Source organism: Micromonospora sp. NPDC003816 (assembly GCF_042874705.1).
In the GTDB taxonomy this organism is placed as follows: Bacteria; Actinomycetota; Actinomycetes; order Mycobacteriales; family Micromonosporaceae; genus Micromonospora.
In genome coordinates this window covers 909,582-929,659 of sequence record NZ_JBIANP010000002.1, presented here as the reverse complement: position 1 = coordinate 929,659, position 20,078 = coordinate 909,582, and the positions used below count along the sequence as shown (strand labels likewise).

18 protein-coding genes are annotated in these 20,078 nt (G+C 72.5%); 7 read left to right on the top strand and 11 right to left on the bottom strand.

Features of this window, described 5'->3' with window-relative positions; translation table 11 throughout:
• Nucleotides 1-453, bottom strand: coding sequence for an SCP2 sterol-binding domain-containing protein (locus tag ACFYTT_RS10125; protein WP_131054696.1), 453 nt, complete (start codon nt 451-453; stop codon nt 1-3).
• A 66-nt stretch (nt 454-519) separates the two neighbouring features.
• On the opposite strand from ACFYTT_RS10125, the gene ACFYTT_RS10120 reads away from it, so the two are divergent.
• Nucleotides 520-1,158: a TetR/AcrR family transcriptional regulator gene (locus ACFYTT_RS10120; RefSeq protein ID WP_387258494.1), complete on the top strand. Its 639-nt coding sequence runs from the start codon at nt 520-522 to the stop codon at nt 1,156-1,158.
• A 45-nt stretch (nt 1,159-1,203) separates the two neighbouring features.
• On the opposite strand, the gene ACFYTT_RS10115 is transcribed toward ACFYTT_RS10120, so the two are convergent.
• From ACFYTT_RS10115 to ACFYTT_RS10085, 7 genes are all read right to left on the bottom strand, one after another.
• Nucleotides 1,204-1,833 (bottom strand): DedA family protein, encoded by a 630-nt coding sequence (locus ACFYTT_RS10115; RefSeq protein WP_131054697.1) that lies wholly within the window; start codon nt 1,831-1,833, stop codon nt 1,204-1,206.
• Between the two features lie 25 nt (nt 1,834-1,858).
• Nucleotides 1,859-3,124 (bottom strand): adenylosuccinate synthetase, encoded by a 1,266-nt coding sequence (locus tag ACFYTT_RS10110; protein WP_387258676.1) that lies wholly within the window; start codon nt 3,122-3,124, stop codon nt 1,859-1,861.
• Nucleotides 3,125-3,252: 128 nt separating this feature from the next.
• Nucleotides 3,253-4,212 (bottom strand): hypothetical protein, encoded by a 960-nt coding sequence (locus tag ACFYTT_RS10105; protein WP_387258493.1) that lies wholly within the window; start codon nt 4,210-4,212, stop codon nt 3,253-3,255.
• Between the two features lie 10 nt (nt 4,213-4,222).
• Complete coding sequence (locus ACFYTT_RS10100; RefSeq protein WP_387258491.1) at nt 4,223-5,197, bottom strand: serine/threonine protein kinase; 975 nt, start codon at nt 5,195-5,197, stop codon at nt 4,223-4,225.
• A complete protein-coding gene (locus ACFYTT_RS10095; protein ID WP_387258489.1) occupies nt 5,194-5,946 on the bottom strand; it encodes an NUDIX domain-containing protein in 753 nt (250 codons plus the stop codon). Before ACFYTT_RS10095 ends, ACFYTT_RS10100 begins: the two co-directional genes overlap by 4 nt.
• 86 nt (nt 5,947-6,032) lie before the next feature.
• Complete coding sequence (locus ACFYTT_RS10090) at nt 6,033-6,899, bottom strand: MaoC/PaaZ C-terminal domain-containing protein (RefSeq protein ID WP_387258487.1); 867 nt, start codon at nt 6,897-6,899, stop codon at nt 6,033-6,035.
• Nucleotides 6,899-8,272, bottom strand: coding sequence for a 3-oxoacyl-ACP reductase (locus ACFYTT_RS10085; RefSeq protein ID WP_387258485.1), 1,374 nt, complete (start codon nt 8,270-8,272; stop codon nt 6,899-6,901). Before ACFYTT_RS10085 ends, ACFYTT_RS10090 begins: the two co-directional genes overlap by 1 nt.
• Before the next feature lie 53 nt (nt 8,273-8,325).
• Here ACFYTT_RS10085 and ACFYTT_RS10080 point away from each other — a divergent pair, with 53 nt between their 5' ends.
• A complete protein-coding gene (locus ACFYTT_RS10080) occupies nt 8,326-9,618 on the top strand; it encodes an acetyl-CoA C-acetyltransferase (RefSeq protein WP_131056420.1) in 1,293 nt (430 codons plus the stop codon).
• A 62-nt stretch (nt 9,619-9,680) separates the two neighbouring features.
• On the top strand, nt 9,681-11,105 hold the full coding sequence (gene purB / locus ACFYTT_RS10075; protein WP_387258483.1) for an adenylosuccinate lyase: 1,425 nt from the start codon (nt 9,681-9,683) through the stop codon (nt 11,103-11,105).
• Between the two features lie 179 nt (nt 11,106-11,284).
• On the opposite strand, the gene ACFYTT_RS10070 is transcribed toward purB, so the two are convergent.
• Both ACFYTT_RS10070 and ACFYTT_RS10065 read right to left on the bottom strand, forming a co-directional pair.
• A complete protein-coding gene (locus ACFYTT_RS10070; RefSeq protein WP_357214579.1) occupies nt 11,285-11,848 on the bottom strand; it encodes a YbjQ family protein in 564 nt (187 codons plus the stop codon).
• A gap of 23 nt (nt 11,849-11,871) precedes the next feature.
• Nucleotides 11,872-12,552, bottom strand: coding sequence for a DUF1986 domain-containing protein (locus tag ACFYTT_RS10065; RefSeq protein WP_131051411.1), 681 nt, complete (start codon nt 12,550-12,552; stop codon nt 11,872-11,874).
• Nucleotides 12,553-13,003: 451 nt separating this feature from the next.
• Here ACFYTT_RS10065 and purS point away from each other — a divergent pair, with 451 nt between their 5' ends.
• From purS to ACFYTT_RS10045, 4 genes are all read left to right on the top strand, one after another.
• On the top strand, nt 13,004-13,267 hold the full coding sequence (purS, locus tag ACFYTT_RS10060; RefSeq protein ID WP_131051412.1) for a phosphoribosylformylglycinamidine synthase subunit PurS: 264 nt from the start codon (nt 13,004-13,006) through the stop codon (nt 13,265-13,267).
• Entirely contained in the window at nt 13,264-13,947 is a 684-nt protein-coding gene (gene purQ, locus ACFYTT_RS10055; protein WP_131051413.1) for a phosphoribosylformylglycinamidine synthase subunit PurQ, read from the top strand. Before purS ends, purQ begins: the two co-directional genes overlap by 4 nt.
• Nucleotides 13,948-14,014: 67 nt before the next feature.
• The gene (purL, locus tag ACFYTT_RS10050; RefSeq protein WP_387258481.1) at nt 14,015-16,852 is read left to right on the top strand and encodes a phosphoribosylformylglycinamidine synthase subunit PurL; all 2,838 of its coding nucleotides are present in this window, start codon (nt 14,015-14,017) and stop codon (nt 16,850-16,852) included.
• Nucleotides 16,853-16,856: 4 nt separating this feature from the next.
• Nucleotides 16,857-17,609, top strand: a complete 753-nt coding sequence (locus ACFYTT_RS10045) for a 2-phosphosulfolactate phosphatase (RefSeq protein WP_387258675.1) — start codon at nt 16,857-16,859, stop codon at nt 17,607-17,609.
• Nucleotides 17,610-17,732: 123 nt separating this feature from the next.
• On the opposite strand, the gene ACFYTT_RS10040 is transcribed toward ACFYTT_RS10045, so the two are convergent.
• Nucleotides 17,733-19,919: a carboxypeptidase-like regulatory domain-containing protein gene (locus ACFYTT_RS10040; RefSeq protein WP_387258480.1), complete on the bottom strand. Its 2,187-nt coding sequence runs from the start codon at nt 19,917-19,919 to the stop codon at nt 17,733-17,735.
• Between the last annotated feature and the right edge of the window lie 159 nt (nt 19,920-20,078).

Below are 20,078 nucleotides of genomic sequence, written 5' to 3'. Positions count from 1 at the left end.
TCAGGCCTTGGGGATGTCGAAGAGGTTGGCGATGTTGGCGGCCAGCCCCAGGTCACCCTTTGCCTTGAGCTTGCCGGTCATGAACATCATGACCGGGTTGGCGCCACCCGAGACGATCTTCAGGAACTCGACCGGGCCCAGCGTCAGGGCCAGTCGCGGCTCGTGCTGCGGGGTCTCGTTGACCGTGCAGGTGCCGTCGGCGATGACCACCTCGTACGTGTCGGTGCCGCCGTCGGGGGCGCCGGTGATGTTCCAGTGGATCACCGCGTTGGTGGAACCGGCCCGGTCCGCGCGGAAGATCTGCGGCAGTCGCCGGAAGACCTCACCGAGGATCTTTCCGCGCAGGTCGCCCGACATGATCTCGGCGAGCTTGCTATCCGGGGTGCTCTTGACGAGCTGGGCGAACTCCTTCGGGCCCATGTTGGCGAAGTTGGCCGGGTCGAAGTCAGTCATGGAACGCACCTCTCGAACAGTGGTTACTCAGGCGTAACCCTACGCACCAGTAGGTATGCTCGCAAGGTGTCCGCGACACCCGCCTTCAAGCGCCTCCCCCGGGCCGTACGCGAGCAGCAGATGCTCGACGCCGCCGTGCGGGTCTTCTCCCGGCGCGGCTACCACGGCGCCAGCATGGACGAGATCGCCGAGGACGCCGGCATCTCCAAGCCCATGGTCTACGCGTACCTCGGCACCAAGGAAGAACTCTTCGTCGCCTGCCTGCACCGCGAGGGCACCCGGATGATGGAGGCCATCGCCGGGGCGGCCGTCCCCGACCTGCCCGCCGACGAACGACTCTGGCGTGGCCTGCGGGCGTTCTTCGGCTTCGTCGGCGCACACCGGGACGGTTGGTCGGTGCTCTACCGGCAGGCCCGCGCCGAGCAGCCGTTCGCCCGGGAACTGGCCCAGATGCGGGCCAGGATGGTCGAGGTGGTCGCCGGGATGCTGGACCACGCGCTGCGGGCCGAGGGACGTACCGCTGCCGAGACCGAGTGGGAAGTCGTCGCGTACGCCCTGGTCGGGGCGACCGAGTCGCTGGGTGACTGGCTCGCGGACCACCCTGACGCCGACCCGGAGAAGACCGCGACCCGGATGATGAACGCCGCCTGGCTGGGGGCCGGGCAACTCCTGCGCGGCGTGAGCTGGCACCCGCCCGAGGTGTAAGGAAGGGCACCTTATTAACGCCTGCGGTAGTAGCGGGGTCCCCTGTTAACAGCCGCCGTCCGCACCGCTCGCCGCCCGCCGGTGCGCCCGGTGCCGGAGCCAGCGGATCAGCTCCACCAGCAGCGTCACCGAGACCGAGAGCCCGATGCCGGCCAGGATGCCGTGCAGCGGGTGCTGTTCGAAGGCGAGTCCGCCGAAGATGCCGAGCAGGACGCAGTACACCGCCCATGAGGCGCAGCCGATCAGGTCGAAGAGGAAGAACCGGCGCAGCGGGTAACGGACGGCGCCCATGGCCAGGGTGACCGCCGTCCGCCCGCCCGGGACGTAACGGGCGGCGATGAGGATGACGCCGCCGCGCCGGTCGACCGCCCGCCTGGCCCATTCCGAACCGGCCCGGCGCCGGCTGTCCACCGGTGAGTGGTCGAGCCGGCGCGACCCACCTCCGCGTCCGATCCCGTACGAGATGTGGTCTCCGACGGTCGCGCCGAGCGTGGCCGCCACGACGATCAGCGCCAGGTTCGGCTCGCCGCCGGTGGCGAGCACGGTGACGCTGATGACCGCCGCCTCGGAGGGCACCAGCGGGAAGAACGCGTCGACGGCGGTGAGCCCGAAGATCAGCAGGTACACCCAGGGTGAGGTGAGTGTCTGTCGGAGCAGGTCGAGCGCGGCCTCCATGTCTCCATGCTCAGGGCACGGACTGTTAGGAAGGGGCCCTTCCTCTACACCAGGCGTTAATAAGGTGCCCTTCCTTACGAACGTGCTTCTCGGCAGAGGTGGGGCCGTGCGAGGTGAGGAGCACCGGAGCGCCGAGCGCCTCGCCGACCGCCTCGGGCCAGTTTGCCGGACCGGCGTCGTAGACCGGGCGTGCCCGCAGCAGGCGGGCGGTGAGCGCGGCCTGCCGGTCGAGGTCGCCGGCCGGACCCGGGACCAGCCGGTCCAGGCCGTCGTAGCGGCGGCAGATGCGCAGGTCGAGATCGCGTTCGGTGAGATCCAGGTGGGTCAGCGCCAGGCCGTCCACCCCGCCCGCGACCGCCAGGGCGTACGCGTGCGCGACGGCGTCGAAGTGGCCGAACCGGAAGCGGCCCTGCCAGTGGTTCGTCGCGTTGTGCGGGTCGGTCAGCGGCAGCGACGGGTCCTCGGTGACCAGCGGTCCTGGACCGTGCCGGGTGGTGACGGTCCGCAGCACCCCGATCCGCAGCGCCGATCCGCCCTGCCCGGCCTCGGCCAGCAGAGCCTCGGCGTTGGCGAAGGTGGTGGTGCTCCACGTGGTGTACGGGTGGAAGCCGTGCCACTCGTCCAGCAGCACCCCCTGGGCGCCCTCGAACACGCACGGCCCGGCCCGCAGCGCCCCGGCCAGCCAGGAGCCGTCGACGATCGCCACCCGTTCGGCGAAGGCCCGGTACGCCGGCAGGCAGTCCGCGACCGGTGGGGCATCCAGCGGCCCGAGTTCGGCGGTGAGCCGGTCCCGGAGTGCGGTCAACCGTCGGCGCAGCACCTCCGGGTCGCGGCAGTCGGCGACCCGGGGTGCCTCGTCGGGGTGGGCGAGCCCGTACGCGACGGTCTCGCCCACCCCCTGCCCGCAGGAACCGTGCCGGTCGGCTCCCCGGGCTGTCTCCCGGGCCCGGTTGGCGGCCCGGTGGTACGGGGTGGCCAGCAGCGCCGCCCCGTCCACGGTCAACCGGTCGAACGCGTCGGGCACCCCGACGGCGGCGAGGTGGTCGGCCTCGGCGGCGAGCGCCAGCGGGTCCACCACGACGTGCCGGGACAGGTGGGTGCGTACGCCGGGGTGGAAGGTGCCGGCACCGAACTGCGCGAAGGTGTGGTGTCGGCCGTCGGGCCGGACGACGTTGTGCGCCGCCTGCGCACCCCCGTTGAACCGGACCACGGTGTGCACCGGCCGGGTGGCGCAGAGCCAGTCCACGACCGTGCCCTTGCCGGCGTCGCCGTACCCGAGGTCGACCACGATCGCGTGCTCCGGACCCGCCCCGCCGGCCGAGCCCCCGGTGAACCGGTCCGCCGGCCCGCTGGCCAACCCGCCTGCCGGGCCGCGCCCGGGTGCCGGGACACCCGGGCGCGTGACGGTCATCGGCTCGTTCACAGCCGGACGACCCCGCCGCCGGTGGTGCGGGTGGCCGGCAGCTCGGCCACCTCGGCGCGGCGCGCGCCGTTCAGCCGGGCCAGCGCCTTCGACACCGTGCGGGTGGCCGTCGAGCCGGTCCGGTCCAGGTCCCGCAGGCCGGTGTCGAGGTCGATGGCCTGCTCGCCGAGGCCGACGGTGAGCGCGATCGTCTCGCAGACCGCGTCGAGGTCGTCCAGCTCCAGGGCGTTCTGGCCGAGCAGGCCGCGCCAGAAGTCGAGCACCTTGCGGTTGCCCGAGTAGTGGCTGCCGGCCGGGAGCAGGTAGTACGTGTCCCAGCGGCGGGTCACCTCGTCGACGATCTGCCGCACCGGCACGTCCTCGCGCGGGTTGTCGCCGATCAGGCGGGCCACCTCGGCGGCCTTGACCGACGGGTACGCCAGCTCGTCGCCGATGATGAAGAGGTAGCCGCGTCGGCCCCGCTTCTCCCAGCTGTCGGTGACCGTCCGTCGGGCCATGTAGTAGAGCGCCAGTTCGTAGGACTCCATCATCTGGCCGCCACCGCCGCCCTCCAGCACGATCCGTCCGAGGTCCTCGTCCATCCGGTTGTCGGACTCGAACTGGCCGATCTGCAACGGCACCCGGTCGCAGGTGGCGTCGCCGATCGCGCCGAACATGATCTGCGGGTCGCGGGCGTACCCCTGGCGCAGCAGCAGTCCCAGCAGTTGCGGCAGCTTGGCCTGGAGGGTGCGGGGCACGTGCCCCATCGAGCCGGTCACGTCGAACAGCACCGTGACCGGGGTCGACCGCGGGTGCTCGGCCGAGTCACGGCTCTCCCGCGTCGCGCCACGCGGGTCCAGTTGCGGGTGCACCACCTTGGCTCCGCTGTCGCTGTACGAGAACGCGCTCTTGCCGGTGGCCCGGCGGTACCGGTCGGCGGCGGTGTACACGTCGGTGGACCACATTCCGCTGCCCATGGCAGCCTCCTTAGGGGGTGAGGGTGAAGGGTCGGAAGGTGCGCGGCCCGTAGAGCCGGTGCAGCACCTCGTCTAGTTCGCCGAGCAGTCGCCAGGCGTCGTCGGGGCGGCCCGACAGCGATCGCTGTCGGCAGCCCGCCGCGAAGGCGAGCAGCTCGTGCGGGGCCCGGTGCCCCATCAGCCAGGTCATGCACCGGGTGGCCATGTCGATGTCGGTGCCCGGCCCGCAGGGGCGACGCCCGGTGACCTCGGCCGGGTACCACTCCTGGTGGTCCGGGACCAGCGCGGGCACGACGCCGCCGGGCTCGGTGGCGAAGCACCAGTCGACCAGCACCACACCGTGCGCGTCGGGCTCGATCAGCACGTGGGGCGGCAGCACCGCGCCGTGCACGACGCCGGCCCGGTGGGCCAGGCCGAGCGCCACCAGCAGCCGTCGCCACATCCAGGCCACGTCGCGGGCGTCCAACCCGTCCGGGTACGCCTGCCGCACGTCGACCAGGCTGCGCAGGCCGGGTGCGGTGGCGAGGACGGTGACCTGGCGTTCCGCCCCGGTGGAGGGGTCCCGGTGCGCGAACGTGTCGACCAGCCGGGGCACGTACGGCAGCCAGCGGGGGTCGCCGTGGTCGGCGAGTCGGCGCAACGCGCGCTGCTCACGGATCATCAGGTCGTTGTCGCCGACCTCGCGGGGCAGTTTGAGCAGCCGGTCCCCGCCGACGTCGTAGAGGTCGGCGAGGTCACCCGAGTACGCCGGTGCGCCGCAGTGGTAGCCGCGCAGGACGGTGACCCGGCGGGCGCGCCAGCGGGTGGTGACCCGGACGAACGCCTCGGTGGCCTCGGCGCGTACGCCCGGGGCGGTCCGGTCCAGCCGGTCGGGGTGCAGGGCGGTGACCAGTTCCCGGTAGCGGCGTTCCGGTGCGTCGGCGCCGAACAGGTCGTGGTCGTCGCGGGCAGCGGTGACCAGGCGGATTGCCTCGTCGGTCCTCATCGCACCGTCTCCTCCCGGGCGGGCCGCAGTAGCGCCGGGTGCAGCAGCCGGGCGTCGCCGGCCCGGTAGAGGCGGGCACGCGGGCCGCCCCGGCTGCCGCCGCGTTCGGTGTTGGCGCCGGTGCTCTCCACGAAGCCGGGCACGGAGAGCACCTTGCGGTGGAAGTTGCCGGCGTGCAGCGGGTGACCCCAGACCGTCTCGTAGACGGTGCGCAGCTCGCCGATGGTGAACTCGGGCGTGAGGAACCGGGTGGCCAGCGGCGTGTACTCCAGCTTGGAGCGGGCCCGCTCCAGCCCGTCGTCGACGATCCGGCGGTGGTCGAAGGCGAGTTCCCGGCCGGGCAGCTCGGCGACCGGCACCCAGCCGGCCTCGTCGGCGTCGGTGCCGGCGGTGGCGTCCGGCAGGTCGGGGGCGAAGGCGAGGTGGGCGATGGAGACGACCCGCATCCGGGGGTCGCGCTCGGGCGCGCCGTAGCTCGCGAGCTGCTCCATGTGGACGCGACGCAGCCGCTCCCCGCCGAGCCCGGTCTCCTCGGCCAGCTCCCGCCGGGCGGCGGTGGCCGGGTCCTCGTCCGGGCGGACGAAGCCGCCGGGCAGTGCCCAGTGTCCGGCGTACGGCGGCTCGGCGCGGCGGATCAGCAGCAGGTGCAGCGCGTCGTCCCGGATGGTCAGCGCGACCACGTCGGCGGTGACCGCCACGGCCGGGTAGGCCCGTGGGTCGTAGGAGGCGAGGAAGTCCTGCTCGTTCACGCTCGATCACTCTCACTCTGAGAACATCTCTATGTGAGAACAACCTAGCGCGAAAAGGAGGGCCGGGCAAGTGCCCGACCCTCACCTCAGCGAATCGTGCCCACCAGATGCGGTCGACCTCGCTGGTCGTGCAGCGCGACGTCCCACCCGGCCCGGGCCGCCGTGGCGCTGAACGCCACCGTGCTCGGCAACGGCACCGGCAGCTTGAACGCCACGTCGACCGTGTACGCCTCGGGCAGCCGGTTCTCCACCGCCGCCAGGCAGCGGGCCTTGCTCCACATCCCGTGCGCGATCGGCCGGGGGAAGCCGAACAGCTTCGCGCCCAGCCGCGAGGTGTGGATCGGGTTGTGGTCGCCGGAGACCCGCGCGTAGTCCGTACCCACCCGGGGCTCGACCCGCCACCGCGCGGACGCGGCCGGCGGCGTGGGACGGTCACCCGGGTCGCGCCGTTCGCCGCCACCCGAAGTGCGCTGCCGGCCCAGGTACGTCGAGACGCCGCGCCACACCTCCTCGCCGTCGACCGACCCGACGAGGACCACGTCGACCTGGCGCCCCCGGTCGTGCGGGCGCAGGTGCTCCGCCCACGTGGTGAAGTCCAGCCGGTCGGCCACGGTGACCGGGCGGTGCACGGTGATCCGGTTCGCCACGTGCACCACCCCGGTCAGCGGGATCGGGAAGTCCGGTGCGCTGATCAGGCGCAGCGCCAGCGGGAAGCCCACCACGTGCGGGAAGGTCGCCGGCAACCGGTCGGCGAGCCGGAAACCGCACACCCGGTCGTAGTCGGCCAACCGGTCCGGATCCACGGCCACCCGGTCGACGGCCAGTTCCACCGCCGGCACCTCGTCCGTCCGCCGCCCGCCGCGCCCCGGCACCGCGCTCAGCAGGGCCTGCCGGTATAACGGCCCGGCCGCCGGCAGTGCGGACAGCGCCACCCGCTCCCGTTGCGTGGCCATCACGCCCCCAGCAGGCTCTGGCCGCAGACCCGGACCACGTTACCGCTGACCGCGCCCGAGGCGGGCCAGGCCAGCCAGCCGATGGTCTCCGCCACGTCCACCGGCAGCCCACCCTGGGAGAGGCTGTTCATCCGGCGGCCCGCCTCGCGCAGCACCAGCGGGACACGGGCGGTGAGCCGGGTCTCGATGAAGCCGGGCGCGACGGCGTTCACGCTGATCCCCCGGTCGCGCAGTGCCGGGGCCAGTGCGTCGACCAGCCCGATCACGCCGGCCTTGCTGGTCGCGTAGTTGGTCTGGCCCCGGTTGCCGGCGATCCCGGCGATCGAGGAGACGCCGACGATCCGCCCGCCGTCCGGGATCAGGCCCCGGTCCAGCAGCACGTCGTTGATGCGTTCCTGGCTGGACAGGTTGACGTCGATGACCTGGTCCCAGCGGTCGGCGTCCATCCGGCCCAGGGTCTTGTCGCGGGTGATGCCGGCGTTGTGCACCACCACGTCCACCCGGCCGTGTCGTTCGGCCAGGTGGTCGGCGAGCCGGGCCGGCGCGTCGGCGGCGGTCAGGTCGAGCTGCACGGCGCTGCCGCCGATCTCGTTGGCGACGCCGGCCAGCGCGTCCCCGGCGGCCGGCACGTCCAGTGCCACCACCGTCGCCCCGTCCCGGGCCAGCACCCGGGCCAGTGCCGCGCCGATGCCCCGGGCGGCGCCGGTGACGAGCACCACCTGCCCGTCCAGCGGGCGGTCCCAGTCCACCGGTGCGCTCGCCCGGCCGGCACCGACCCGGATCACCTGCCCCGACACGTACGCCGAGCGGCCGGAGAGCAGGAACCGCAGGGTCGCGTCCAGGCTGGTCCAGGTGCTCTCGTCGGCCTGCCGCGTGACGTGGACCAGTTGGGCGGTGATGCCCCGTCCGAACTCCTTGCCGATGCTGCGGGTCAGCCCCTCCAGGGCCCGCTGGGCGGTCGCCTCACGCGGCGTGTCGCACTCGGCGGGCGGGGTGCCCAACACGATCACCCGGCCGCTGGGCTGCACCGCCCGGGCCTGCGGGTGGAAGAAGTCGTGCAGTTGCCGCAGCCCGGTCGAGTCGGTGATGCCGGTGGCGTCGTAGACCAGGGCGGAGCTGGTCGGCGTACGGCCGGAGGTGGGGTCCGGTGCGGCGGTGGCCGGATCGCGCAGGGCGAGCCCGGCGCCGGTCAGGATCCTGCCGACCGGCTCGGCGAGCCGGCCCCCGGTGGAGGTGCCGAGCAGGACCGGCCCGGGGAGGATCGGCTCACCCGGCGCATGTCGGCGAAGTCGTGGCGGATCGGGTAGCCCGAGGCGCTTGACCAGCGCTCGACCGGCGCTCGACTGGACAAAACTCGCGTACCTGTCGGTCATAGGCGTAGCCTACTGGCGGGTAAGGTACGGCAACACTCCTGAGGAGGCGGATCGTGCAGAAGGTTCGACGGGTCGCGGTCATCGGCGGCAACCGGATCCCCTTCGCCCGCTCGAACTCGCGGTACGCCAGCGCCTCGAACAGTGACATGCTCGGCGCCGCCCTGGACGGGCTGGTCGCCCGCTTCGGCCTGGCCGGGCAGCGCGTCGGCGAGGTGGTCGCCGGAGCCGTGCTCAAACACGCCAAGGACTTCAACCTGACCCGCGAGGTGGTGCTCGGTTCGAAGCTCGACCCGCGCACCCCGGCGTACGACATCCAGCAGGCCTGCGGCACCGGCCTGGAGGCCGCGATCCTGGTCGCCAACAAGATCGCCCTCGGTCAGCTCGACGTCGGCATCGCCGGCGGTGTCGACACCACCTCCGACGCCCCGCTCGCCGTCAACGAGGACATGCGGCGCACGCTGCTCCGGCTCAACTCGGCCCGGACGCTGGGCGAGCGGCTGCGGATCGCCGCCAAGCTGCGCCCGGCCCAGCCGTTCCAGCCGGAGGTCCCCCGCAACGCCGAGCCGCGTACCGGGCTCTCCATGGGCGAGCACGCCGCGCAGACCGCGCTGCGCTGGAACATCGACCGGCAGGCCCAGGACGAGCTGGCGCTGCGCTCGCACCAGCGGCTCGCCGCCGCGTACGACAAGGGGTTCTTCGACGACCTGATGACCCCCTACCTGGGGCTCACCCGCGACGGAAACCTCCGCGCCGACACCACGCTGGAGAAGCTCGGCACGCTGCGGCCGGTCTTCGGTGCCAAGGGCCCGGACGCCGAGCGGGCCACCATGACCGCCGGCAACTCCTCGCCGCTCACCGACGGCGCCTCCACCGTGCTGCTGGCCAGCGAGGAGTGGGCAGCCGCACACCAACTGCCGGTGCTGGCCTGGTTCACCTGGTCGGAGACGGCGGCGGTGGACTTCGTGCACGGCGACGAGGGCCTGCTGATGGCCCCCGCGTACGCGGTGCCCCGGATGCTGGCCCGGGCCGGGCTCACCCTCCAGGACTTCGACTACTACGAGATCCACGAGGCGTTCGCCTCGCAGGTGCTGGCCACCCTGGCCGCGTGGGAGTCGCCGGAGTTCTGCAAGGACCGGCTCGGTCTGGACGCCCCGCTCGGCACCATCGACACCGACAAGCTCAACGTGCACGGCTCCTCGCTGGCCGCCGGGCACCCGTTCGCGGCCACCGGCGGCCGGATCGTGGCCACCCTGGCCAAGCTCCTCGCCGAGAAGGGCAGCGGCCGGGGACTCATCTCGATCTGCGCGGCCGGCGGCCAGGGCGTGACCGCGATCCTGGAACGCTGACCTCCGGGTCGCCGGCCGTACCCGGTCGGGGCGGGCGGCGGCGGCATCGGGAGAATGGCGGGGTGACGACGATCCCGAACGTGCTCGCCAACCGGTACGCCTCGCCCGAGCTGGTCGCCCTCTGGTCGCCGGAGGAGAAGATCCGGCTGGAACGTCGCCTCTGGCTGGCCGTGCTCCAGGCCCAGCGGGACCTCGGCGTGCCGGTGCCCGACGGGGTGGTCGAGGCGTACGAGCGGGTGCTCGACGACGTCGACCTCGACTCGATCGCGGCCCGGGAGCGGGTCACCCGGCACGACGTGAAGGCCCGCATCGAGGAGTTCAGCGCGCTCGCCGGGTACGAGCACGTGCACAAGGGGATGACCTCGCGGGACCTCACCGAGAACGTCGAGCAGCTCCAGGTGCGTCGCTCGCTGGAGCTGATCCGGGACCGGGTGGTGGCGACGCTGGCCCGGCTCGCCTGGCACGCCCACGAGTACGCGGACGTGGTGATGGCCGGGCGCTCGCACAACGTCGCGGCGCAGGCCACCACGCTGGGCAAGCGCTTCGCGTCGGCCGCCGAGGAACTGATCATCGCGTACGAGCGGCTGGAGGACCTGATCTCCTGGTACCCGCTGCGCGGGATCAAGGGGCCGGTGGGTACCGCCGCCGACCAGTTGGACCTCTTCGACGGCGACGCCGAGAAGGTGGCCGAGCTGGAGCGGCGGGTCGCCGAGCACCTCGGCTTCCAGCGGGTGCTGGACAGCGTCGGGCAGGTCTACCCCCGGTCGATCGACATGGCCGTGATCGCCGCGCTGGCGCAGGTGGCCGCCGCACCCTCCTCGCTGGCCACCACGATCCGGCTGATGGTCGGGCAGGAGTTGGCCACCGAGGGCTTCAAACCGGGCCAGGTGGGTTCCAGCGCGATGCCGCACAAGATGAACACCCGTTCGTCGGAGCGGGTCAACGGCTTCGCCGTGATCATCCGGGGGTACCTGTCGATGGTCGGCGAGCTGGCCGGCGACCAGTGGAACGAGGGGGACGTCTCCTGCTCCGTGGTCCGCCGGGTGGCCCTGCCGGACGCCTTCTTCGCCGCCGACGGGCTGTTCCAGACGTTCCTCACCGTGCTCGACGAGTTCGGCGCGTACCCGGCGGTGATCAACCGGGAGTTGGAGCGCTTCCTTCCGTTCCTGGCCACCACCAAGATCCTGGTGGCGGCGGTGCGTCGGGGCGTGGGCCGGGAGACCGCCCACGAGGCGATCAAGGAGCACGCGGTGGCCGTGGCGCTCGCCATGCGTGAGCAGGGTGCGCCCGACAACGACCTCTTCGACCGCCTCGCCGCCGACTCCCGGCTGGGCCTCACCCGCGCCGAGATCGACGCCCTGGTCGCCGACCGGGCCGCCTTCGTCGGCGCCGCCCCCGCCCAGATCCAGGCGGTGACCACCCGGATCTCCAAGATCGTCCAGTCCCACCCACACGCCGCCACCTACACCCCCCCACCAATCCTCTAACCCCCCTCCCCCCACCCCCCCACCCCCCCACCCCCCACCCCCCACCCCCGCCGACGCAGGCGTTGATCAAGAAGTTTGGGTCGCCCAGGAGTGCTCCGGAGGACCCAAACTTCTTGATCAACGCCACCGGCCGACCCAGGGGCGGTGGGGGTGGGTGGGGTGGGTGGGGTGGATGGGTGTCAGTCGCGGGTGGGGGTTTCGGCGGCGGAGCTGAGGTTGGGAGCGCTGGCAGGCTCGGCGATGCCGCCCGGGGTCTCGGCGAAGGACGGGTCCTGGGCGGTCTCGGCCGCCACGAGGGGCTGGTCCGGCGGCATCACGTCGGGCATCTTCGGTGCCACGATCACGGCGGTGCCGTAGGCGCAGATCTCCATCCACATCTCGCCGCAGTCGCGGCTGTCGAACCGCATCCCCACGACCGCGTTCGCGCCGAGCCGTCGGGCCTCCTCCCCGAGCCGCGCCACCGAGTCGGTACGCCAGCGGGTGAGGTTGTCCGGTGCGGACGGGTCGTACGCGCCACCGCGCAGGTTCTTCACCCCCTCGCGGTAGGGGTTGCGGGTCCTGGCCATGGAGGAGACCACTTCGCCGAGGATCTGGCGGATCTCGTAGCCGGGAAGTTGGTCCGTCGTCACGACCAGCACGTTTCTGATGCTGGCAGTCGGTGCGGGTCGCCAACGCGAGGGTTGTTCACCTGAACGGATGCTGCAAAACGACGCGGCGCGGACGGCGGGCGCGCAGCCCACCATCCGCGCCGACCGGGCGCTAACCGTCAGACACCGGCCACCGAGGTGATCCAGGCACGGTTGAACGCGACACTGCCGTAGTTCTGGATGTTCACCCCGTCGGCCGTCGAGGCGACGCCGACCTGCGCGCCGTTGTAGAACTGCGGACCGCCCGAGTCGCCCCGCCAGGCGTTGCCGTTGATCCGGGTGCTCCGGATCGCCTGCCCGCCGTACGCGTCGGTGACGCCGGTGCTGGTCACCCGGACCGACGCGGTCTTGAGCTGGGGGGAGGCCGCGCAGCCGCTGTAGCAGGTCCGGCCCCAGCCGTAGATCGAGTTGGTGGAGTTGACCGGCGGGTTGCTGCTGGCCAGCGTGACGTAGCTGGTGCTCACCGTGCTGGAGAGCCGCATCAGGGCCAGGTCGTAGCGGCCGTAGGTGGCGCTGACCGTGCGGGTGACGCCGCCGGAGGAGAGGTACACGCTGCCCACCCGGACGGACATGTTGCTGCCGATGCAGTGCTGGGCGGTGAGCACCCACTGGGGCGCGATGATCGTGCCGGAGCAGGTGAACGAGCCGTTGCTGAACACCGCTGCCGCCCACGGCGCGGAGGAGACGGTGCTGCCGCCGATGATGTACGGGCTGACGGGGGAGGCGACGGCGCCGGAACTGGCGCCGACGACGCCGACCATGGCTGTGGCGAAGGCCACGATCAGGGATCGGATGCGCATCGGTAGGGCTCCTTCGGGGTGTGGCGACCCGGGTTGACCGAGTCGATCTGCGCTGGCGGGAGGGGGTGAACCGCCACCGCGACGACAGTTAATCGACGTCTGACGATGTACCGTAGGGCCCGGTGAGGTGTTTCACAAGAGGTTCATCGAAACAGCCGGATGTAACAGTCGGATTCGCTGGCGTCGGGGAAGGGGGGCCGGATCGGGCCGATCAGGGCCCGTCGACCGCCTGGAGGGGGGTGAAACCTGCCCGGACCGGGCCGTCCGGCAACGAACCCGTATCGAGACTGCAACGAACCCGTATCGGTCCCGAAGGCCCCACGCGGGTACGGTCGGACACCGCCGGGACCGCGTCCGGCCGGTGCGTCTGGCGCCGTATCTGCCAGGTAGGCTGGCTGCGCTCGCCCGTTGTGGGTCGGCACCCAACTGCGTACACAGTCAGGAGTGCCCAGTGCCTCGCGTCGTCGTCGACGTCATGCTCAAGCCCGAGATCCTCGATCCTCAGGGCCAGGCCGTCGCAAACGCGCTGCCCCGGCTCGGCGTCAACGACGTCGCCTCGGTACGGATCGGCAGGCGGATCGAGATCGACTTCACCGGTGAACCGGACCTGGACCGGGCCCGGGAGATCGCCGACAAGTTGCTCGCCAACCCGGTCATCGAGGACTTCACCGTCCACCTGGTCGAGGCCGACGAAGCCGCGGACGCCCGCTCGTGACCGCCCGGGTCGGTGTGGTGACGTTCCCCGGCTCGCTCGACGACGGGGACGCGGCCCGGGCCGTCCGGATCGCCGGCGCGGAGCCGGTCCGCCTCTGGCACGGGGACGCCGAGCTGCACGGGGTGGACGCGGTCGTCCTGCCCGGCGGCTTCTCCTACGGTGACTACCTGCGGTGCGGCGCCATCGCCCGGTTCGCCCCGGTGATGGAGAAGATCGTCGACGCCGCAGCCGGTGGTCTGCCGGTGCTCGGCATCTGCAACGGCTTCCAGATCCTCTGCGAGGCGCACCTGCTGCCCGGCGCGCTCACCCGCAACCAGCACCTGCACTTCCGCAACCGGGACCAGGTCCTGCGGATCGAGGCGACCGGCACGGCCTGGACGAACGCGTTCCAGCCCGGCCAGGAGGTGCTGATCCCGGTCAAGAACGGCGAGGGTTGCTACGTCGCCGACCCGGCGACGCTCGACGCGCTGGAGGCCGAGGGTCGGGTGGTGGCCCGGTACCTCGGCGGCAACCCGAACGGGTCGCAGCGCGACATCGCCGCGATCACCAACCCCGCCGGCAATGTGGTCGGCATCATGCCGCATCCCGAGCACGCGGTGGAGGCCCTCACCGGCCCCTCCCTCGACGGCCTCGGCTTCTTCACCTCGGTGCTCAAGCACCTGGTGGGGGCGCCGGCGTGACCGTCGGCTGCGGGATCAACGGTCAGCTCACCCGCCTCCCCGGCGGCGAGCGCAACGAGGAGATGTCATGACCACGCATCCGGACCCGGTACGGGAGACCCCGGAGGCATACCCGGCCGCGCCGGTCCAGCCGAACCCGGCTGCCGCCGCGTCCCCGGTCGCCCCGCCCCGGCACGCCGCCGCGCAGGAGGCCACCGACTGGACCGGCGGGGTGGACACCGTCCCGGCCGCCGACGGCAGCCCGGACGAGCTTCAGCCGTACGCCGAGCTCGGGCTCCGCGACGACGAGTACGACCGCATCCGGCACATCCTGGGCCGCCGGCCGACCCAGTCCGAGCTGGCGATGTACTCGATCATGTGGAGCGAGCACTGCTCCTACAAGTCGAGCAAGGTCCACCTGCGGCAGTTCGGCGAGAAGGCTCCGCCCAGCGACCGGCTGTTGGCCGGCATCGGCGAGAACGCCGGTGTGGTGCAGATCTCCGACGAGCTGGCGGTGACCTTCAAGGTCGAGTCGCACAACCACCCCAGCTTCGTCGAGCCGTACCAGGGTGCCGCCACCGGCGTCGGCGGTATCGTCCGCGACATCCTGGCCATGGGTGCCCGCCCGGTGGCGGTGATGGACCCGCTGCGCTTCGGTGCCGCCGACCACCCCGACACCGCCCGGGTGCTGCCCGGCGTGGTGGCCGGAGTCGGCGGGTACGGCAACTGCCTCGGTCTGCCCAACATCGGCGGCGAGGTCGTCTTCGACCCCTGCTACCAGGGCAACCCGCTGGTCAACGCGCTCTGCCTCGGCGTCCTGCCGGTCAGTCGCCTGCAGAACAAGGCCGCCGTCGGCCCCGGCAACGTCGTGGTGCTGATGGGCGCCAAGACCGGCCGGGACGGCATCGGCGGTGTCTCCGTGCTGGCCAGCGCCACCTTCACCGAGGGCAGCGAGAAGCGCCGCCCGTCGGTGCAGGTCGGTGACCCGTTCATCGAGAAGCTGCTGATCGAGGCGTGCCTGGAGCTGTACGACGCCCAGCTCGTCGCCGGCATCCAGGACCTCGGTGGCGCCGGGCTGACCTGCGCGCTCACCGAGACCGCCGCGGCGGCCGGCACCGGCATGCGGGTCTGGCTGGAGCGGGTGCCGCTGCGCGAGCCGTCGATGGAGCCGCACGAGATCCTCGCCAGCGAGTCGCAGGAGCGGATGCTCCTGGTCGTCGAGCCGGACAAGCTCGACGCCGTGCTCAAGACCTGCGAGAAGTGGGGCGTCCTGGCCACCGCCATCGGCGAGGTCACCGCGCCGCAGCAGGACGGGCAGCCCGGCCGGCTGCTGATCACCTGGCGGGACCACCTGGTGGTCGACGTGCCGCCGGGGTCGCTGGTGGACGACGGCCCGGTCTACGCCCGCCCGATGCGGGAGCCCGCCGACCTGATCCTGCTCCAGGCCGACCGGGCCGAGACGCTGCCCCGGCCGACCGACCCGGACGCGCTGCGCGAGACCCTGCTGCGCATGATCGCCTCGCCGAATCTGGCCGACAAGACCTGGGTCACCGAGCAGTACGACCGCTACGTGCTGGGCAACACCGTGCTCGCCCAGCCGGAGGACTCGGGCGTGATCCGGATCGACGAGCAGACCGGCCTGGGCGTGGCGCTCTCGGTCGACGGGAACGGCCGGTACGCCCGGCTCGACCCGTACCACGGCGCCAAGCTGGCGCTGGCCGAGGCGTTCCGCAACGTCGCGGTCACCGGTGCGACGCCGATCGCGGTCACCGACTGCCTGAACTTCGGTTCGCCGGAGGACCCGGGCGTGATGTGGCAGTTCGCCGAGGCCGTACGCGGTCTGGCGGACGGTTGCGCCGAACTCGGCATCCCGGTCACCGGCGGCAACGTCAGCTTCTACAACCAGACCGGTGCGGCGGCAATCCACCCGACTCCGGTCGTCGGCGTGCTCGGTGTGCTGGAGAACGTGGCCGAACGGGTGGCGTCCGGCTTCGTCGCGCACCCCACCAACGAACACGACCAGCTCTTCCTGCTCGGCGAGACGCACGTCGAGCTCTCCGGCTCGGAGTGGGCCTGGGTCACCCACGAGCACCTCGGCGGCGTACCCCCGCAGGTCGACCTGACGCGCGAGAAGCAGCTCGCCGGGCTGCTGGCCGCCGCTTCCCGGGTCGGTCACCTCAGCTCCGCGCACGACCTCTCCGATGGTGGTCTCGCGCAGAGCCTGGTGGAGTCCTGCCTGCGCCACAACGTCGGCGCGCGGATCGCGGTGCCGGAACGGTTCGAGGGCGGCTCGATGCCGTTCGTCTTCCTGTTCAGCGAGTCCGCCGGTCGGGTGCTGGTCTCGGTGCCGCGCGGGCACGAGAAGGCGTTCACCGCGCTCTGCGCCGAGCACGGTGTGCCGTGGGAGCTGATCGGGGTCACCGACTCCACCGCCGCCGCACTCGAGGTGCACGGCCAGTTCCGGGTCGAGCTGGACGAGCTGCGCGAGGCGCACACCGGCACCCTGCCCAAGCTTTTCGGGGGCGTGCAGCCGTTCGAGGTGACCGCGCCGGAGGCCGTCGGGACGTCGGCCCAGGCCGACGTCGCCCCGACCGCCGACGCCGCCGAGGCGGCTCCGGTCGCCGAGGTGGCTCCGAGCGCCGACGCGACGCCGGAGACCGCCGACGTGGTGGACGAGGCGGCGGTGGCGGACGAGGTGCCGGCGACCGACAGCCCGGTCGTCGCATCCGAGGAGCCGACGACGGCGGGTGCCGAGGACGAGGACGAGTCGGTAGACGAGCGGCCGGCCGAGCGGGCGACGCCGCCGGTCCGGGCTAACGCCGCCGGTGAGACCTCGACGGCCGGGAACGCGCCGGTCGACCAGGCTGGCGCCGAAGCTCCGCAGCCCGGTGCCACTGAGCAGCCTGCCGCATCCGACGAGCGCTGAGGCGGTGGCCTCGGCCGTCTTCGCCCAACCCGGATCGGGAGCCCGGTTCGACTGGGGCCTCGCGGGAGCGGCCGAACTCGGCCGGGTCTGCGCGGCACTGGTGGTGGTGGACGTGTTGTCGTTCACCACCACCGTCGAGGTTGCCGTCGGCCGGGGGATGCGCGTGCACCCGTTCCCCTGGGGCGCCCAGGCCGCCGACTACGCACAGCGGATCGGTGCGGTGGTCGCGACCGGTCGGCGGCAGACCGCGCAACATCCGTGGTCGCTGTCGCCTGCCGCGTTGAGCCGGGCACCCTTCGTCGCCGAACTGGTGCTGCCCTCCCCGAACGGATCGGCCATCAGCGCCGCCGCCAGCGCCACCGGCCTGCCGGTGGTGGCGGCCAACCTGCGTAACGCCCGCGCCGTCGGGAGTTGGCTGCTGCGCCAGGGGTACGGCTCGACCACCGATCCGATCGGCGTGGTCGCCGCCGGTGAGCAGTGGCCGGACGGCTCGCTCAGGCCGGCGGTGGAGGACCAGCTCGGTGCGGCCTGCGTACTGGACGCCATCTCCGGAGTGCCGGGTGGTCTGTCGGTGGAGGCGGCAATGGCACTCGCCTCGCTGGCCAGCACGCCGGATGTGCCTGCGGCGGTCCGGGGTTGCGTGTCCGGTCGCGAGCTGATCGAGGCCGGTTTCCCCGACGATGTCGAGGTCGCGGTACGGGTCGACGCCTCCAATGTGGTCCCGCTCCTGCGGCAGGGCGTCTACTCCGCCGCCTGACCGTTCCGACCGATCACTGCGGACACGTGACCGATCCACCATCGACGAAGGGCCGTGGACCGGAAGGTCCACGGCCCTTCGTCGATGGTGCCTCCGCGTCAGCGGGATACGAGGTCCGGGTGGTCAGTCGTCCATCCAGTCCAGCCGGCGACCGCCCCGCTCCTGTCCCGGGCCGTCCGGCCGACCGCGACCGCTCTGCGCCGGATCGCTGTGGTAGCCGCCACCCTGTTGCTGCTGCTCGTAGTCGTTGTCGTAGCCACCGCGCTGGCGTGGCGGTTCCTGGCCGTAGCCGCCGCCCTGGCCGTAGCCGCCCTGCTCGTAGGCGTTGTCGTAGCCGCCGCGCTGCTGCGGTGGTTCCTGGCCGTAGCCGCCGCCCTGGCCGTAGCCACCCGGGGCGTAACCGGTGGGCTCGTTGTAGTTGTCGTAGCCGCCGCGCTGCTGCGGTGGTTCCTGGCCGTAACCGGCGCCCTGGCCGTAGCCGCCGGTCGGCTCCGCGCCGTGACCGTAGCCGCCGGTCGGCTCACCCCGGCCGTAGCCACGGGTGGCGTCGCCGCCCTGACCGTAACCGCCGGTCGGGTCGCCCTGGCCGTAGCCCCGGGGGGCGTCACCGCCGCCCTGGCCGTAGCCGCCGGGCCCGCCCTGGCCGTAACCGCCGGTCGGGTCGCCCTGGCCGTAGCCTCGGGTGGCGTCGCCGCCCTGGCCGTAGCCACCGGGCTCGCCCTGGCCGTAGCCGGCACCACCGGGCTCGCCGCGACCGTAGCCACCAGGCTCGGGCTGGCCGTAACCCTGGCCGCCCTCCGGCTGGTAGACGCCGGTCGCGTACGGGTCGGCAGGCGCCGGGTAACGGGTGTCGTCGCCCTGGTAGCGGCCGGTCGGCTCGTCGTACCGCTCGCCGTAGCCGGCGGCACCACCGGCACCGGCCGGCGGGTACTCCGACCCACTGCCGCCCGCGCCGTAGTCACGACTGCCGTAGCCGCCACCCGAGGACGGGCTGGTGCCGTAGCCCCCGCCCGAGGAGGGTGCGTTGCCGTAGCCGCCACCGGAGGACGGGGCGTTGCCGTAGCCCGGACCGCCGCCGTAGCCGCCGCCCTGCTCGTCGCCGTAACCGCCCGACCATGCCTGCTGCCCCGAACCGCCCGCCGCGCCGTACGGCTGCGGAGGCGCACCGTACGGGTCCGGCGGGACGTCGTCGACCACCGGCTGGTGCATCATCGTCGGCGCGTTGGCCAGGCCCGGACCGCCCACCATGGTCGGATCCGGAGCGGAGCCGACCCGGTTCACCACCCGGGTCTGGTCGTCCGCCCCGGCGAACGAGCCACGGGCTGCGGGAACCGCACCGGCCGGTGCCCCGGCGACGGGCTCACCGTCGGGATCGGGGTCCTCGTTCTCCTTGCGCTTCATCCAGAGCAGCACGATCGTGCCGACACCGATCGCCACGAAGAGCCCGCCGAGCAGGATCAGCAGCCAGTTGCCGAAGCCGCCGGAGCTCTCGTTGCCGGCCGGGGCCTGGGCGGCGGGAGCGTCGCCGGGAGGCGCGTCCGTCTCGTCGGTGGCGTCGTCCGCGAACGGGTCCTCGGTCGGCTCCGCCGAAACACTCTCCGAGGGGGTGGCGCTCGGGCTGGCCGAGGTCTCGATGGCGAGGGTGATCCGTCGCCCGGTGATCTGCTGGCCGGCGTTGGCGGTGAAGCTCACCGTGGCCCGGATGTCGTCCTTGCTCGCGCCGATGTCGACCCGGCCGGGCGCGATCGGGTTGCCGCTGTTGCCGGTGAAGCGGAAGTTGCCGTTGCCGTCGCTGGTGGTGTCCCGCTGACGGCCGGCGCTGTCCACCAGCAGCACGTACGCGTTCGGCACCCCGTCACCGGAGCGCGCCACGACCTTGCCCGCGATGGAGCGCACCGTCTGCGGTGCCTGGGAGGTGGGCGCGGGGTTGGGCCCGCGCACCGTCATGTCGCGCTCGTCGCCGCCCTGGTCGCCGCCGGCCCGGGCGGAGACCCGCACCTTGCCGGAACGCTCCTGACCGGCCGCCACGTCGCCCGCGACCAGGTTGACCGTGATCGAGACCTCTTCGTTGGGCCCGACCACGCGCGCGGGGATGTTGCAGTCGCCCTGGCAGCTCAGCCCGTTGAAGACGTTGACGGAGATGTTGAACGGAGTCGGCAGCTCGTTGTTGTTCTTGACGCGGAACGTCATCGACGTCTGCTGTCCGGACTGGAGAGTGCCGTTCGGCAGGTTGGTGATCTGGACGTCCGGGTTCGCGGCGAGTGCGGGTGTGGCGGGGACGGCGAGCAGGGCACCGACAATCAGCGCCACGACCACACCGGCCCGCTTTTGCCAGGCTCGTCGGTGTGTTGACACGTCCACCGCCTTCCGGACTGACCTCCTCGTACCGGCGAGCGCCGGCCGAAGGAACATCACGGTACGAATACGCCGTCGGCAACTATGCCTTGTCGGGTCGGATCGGCGCGACCC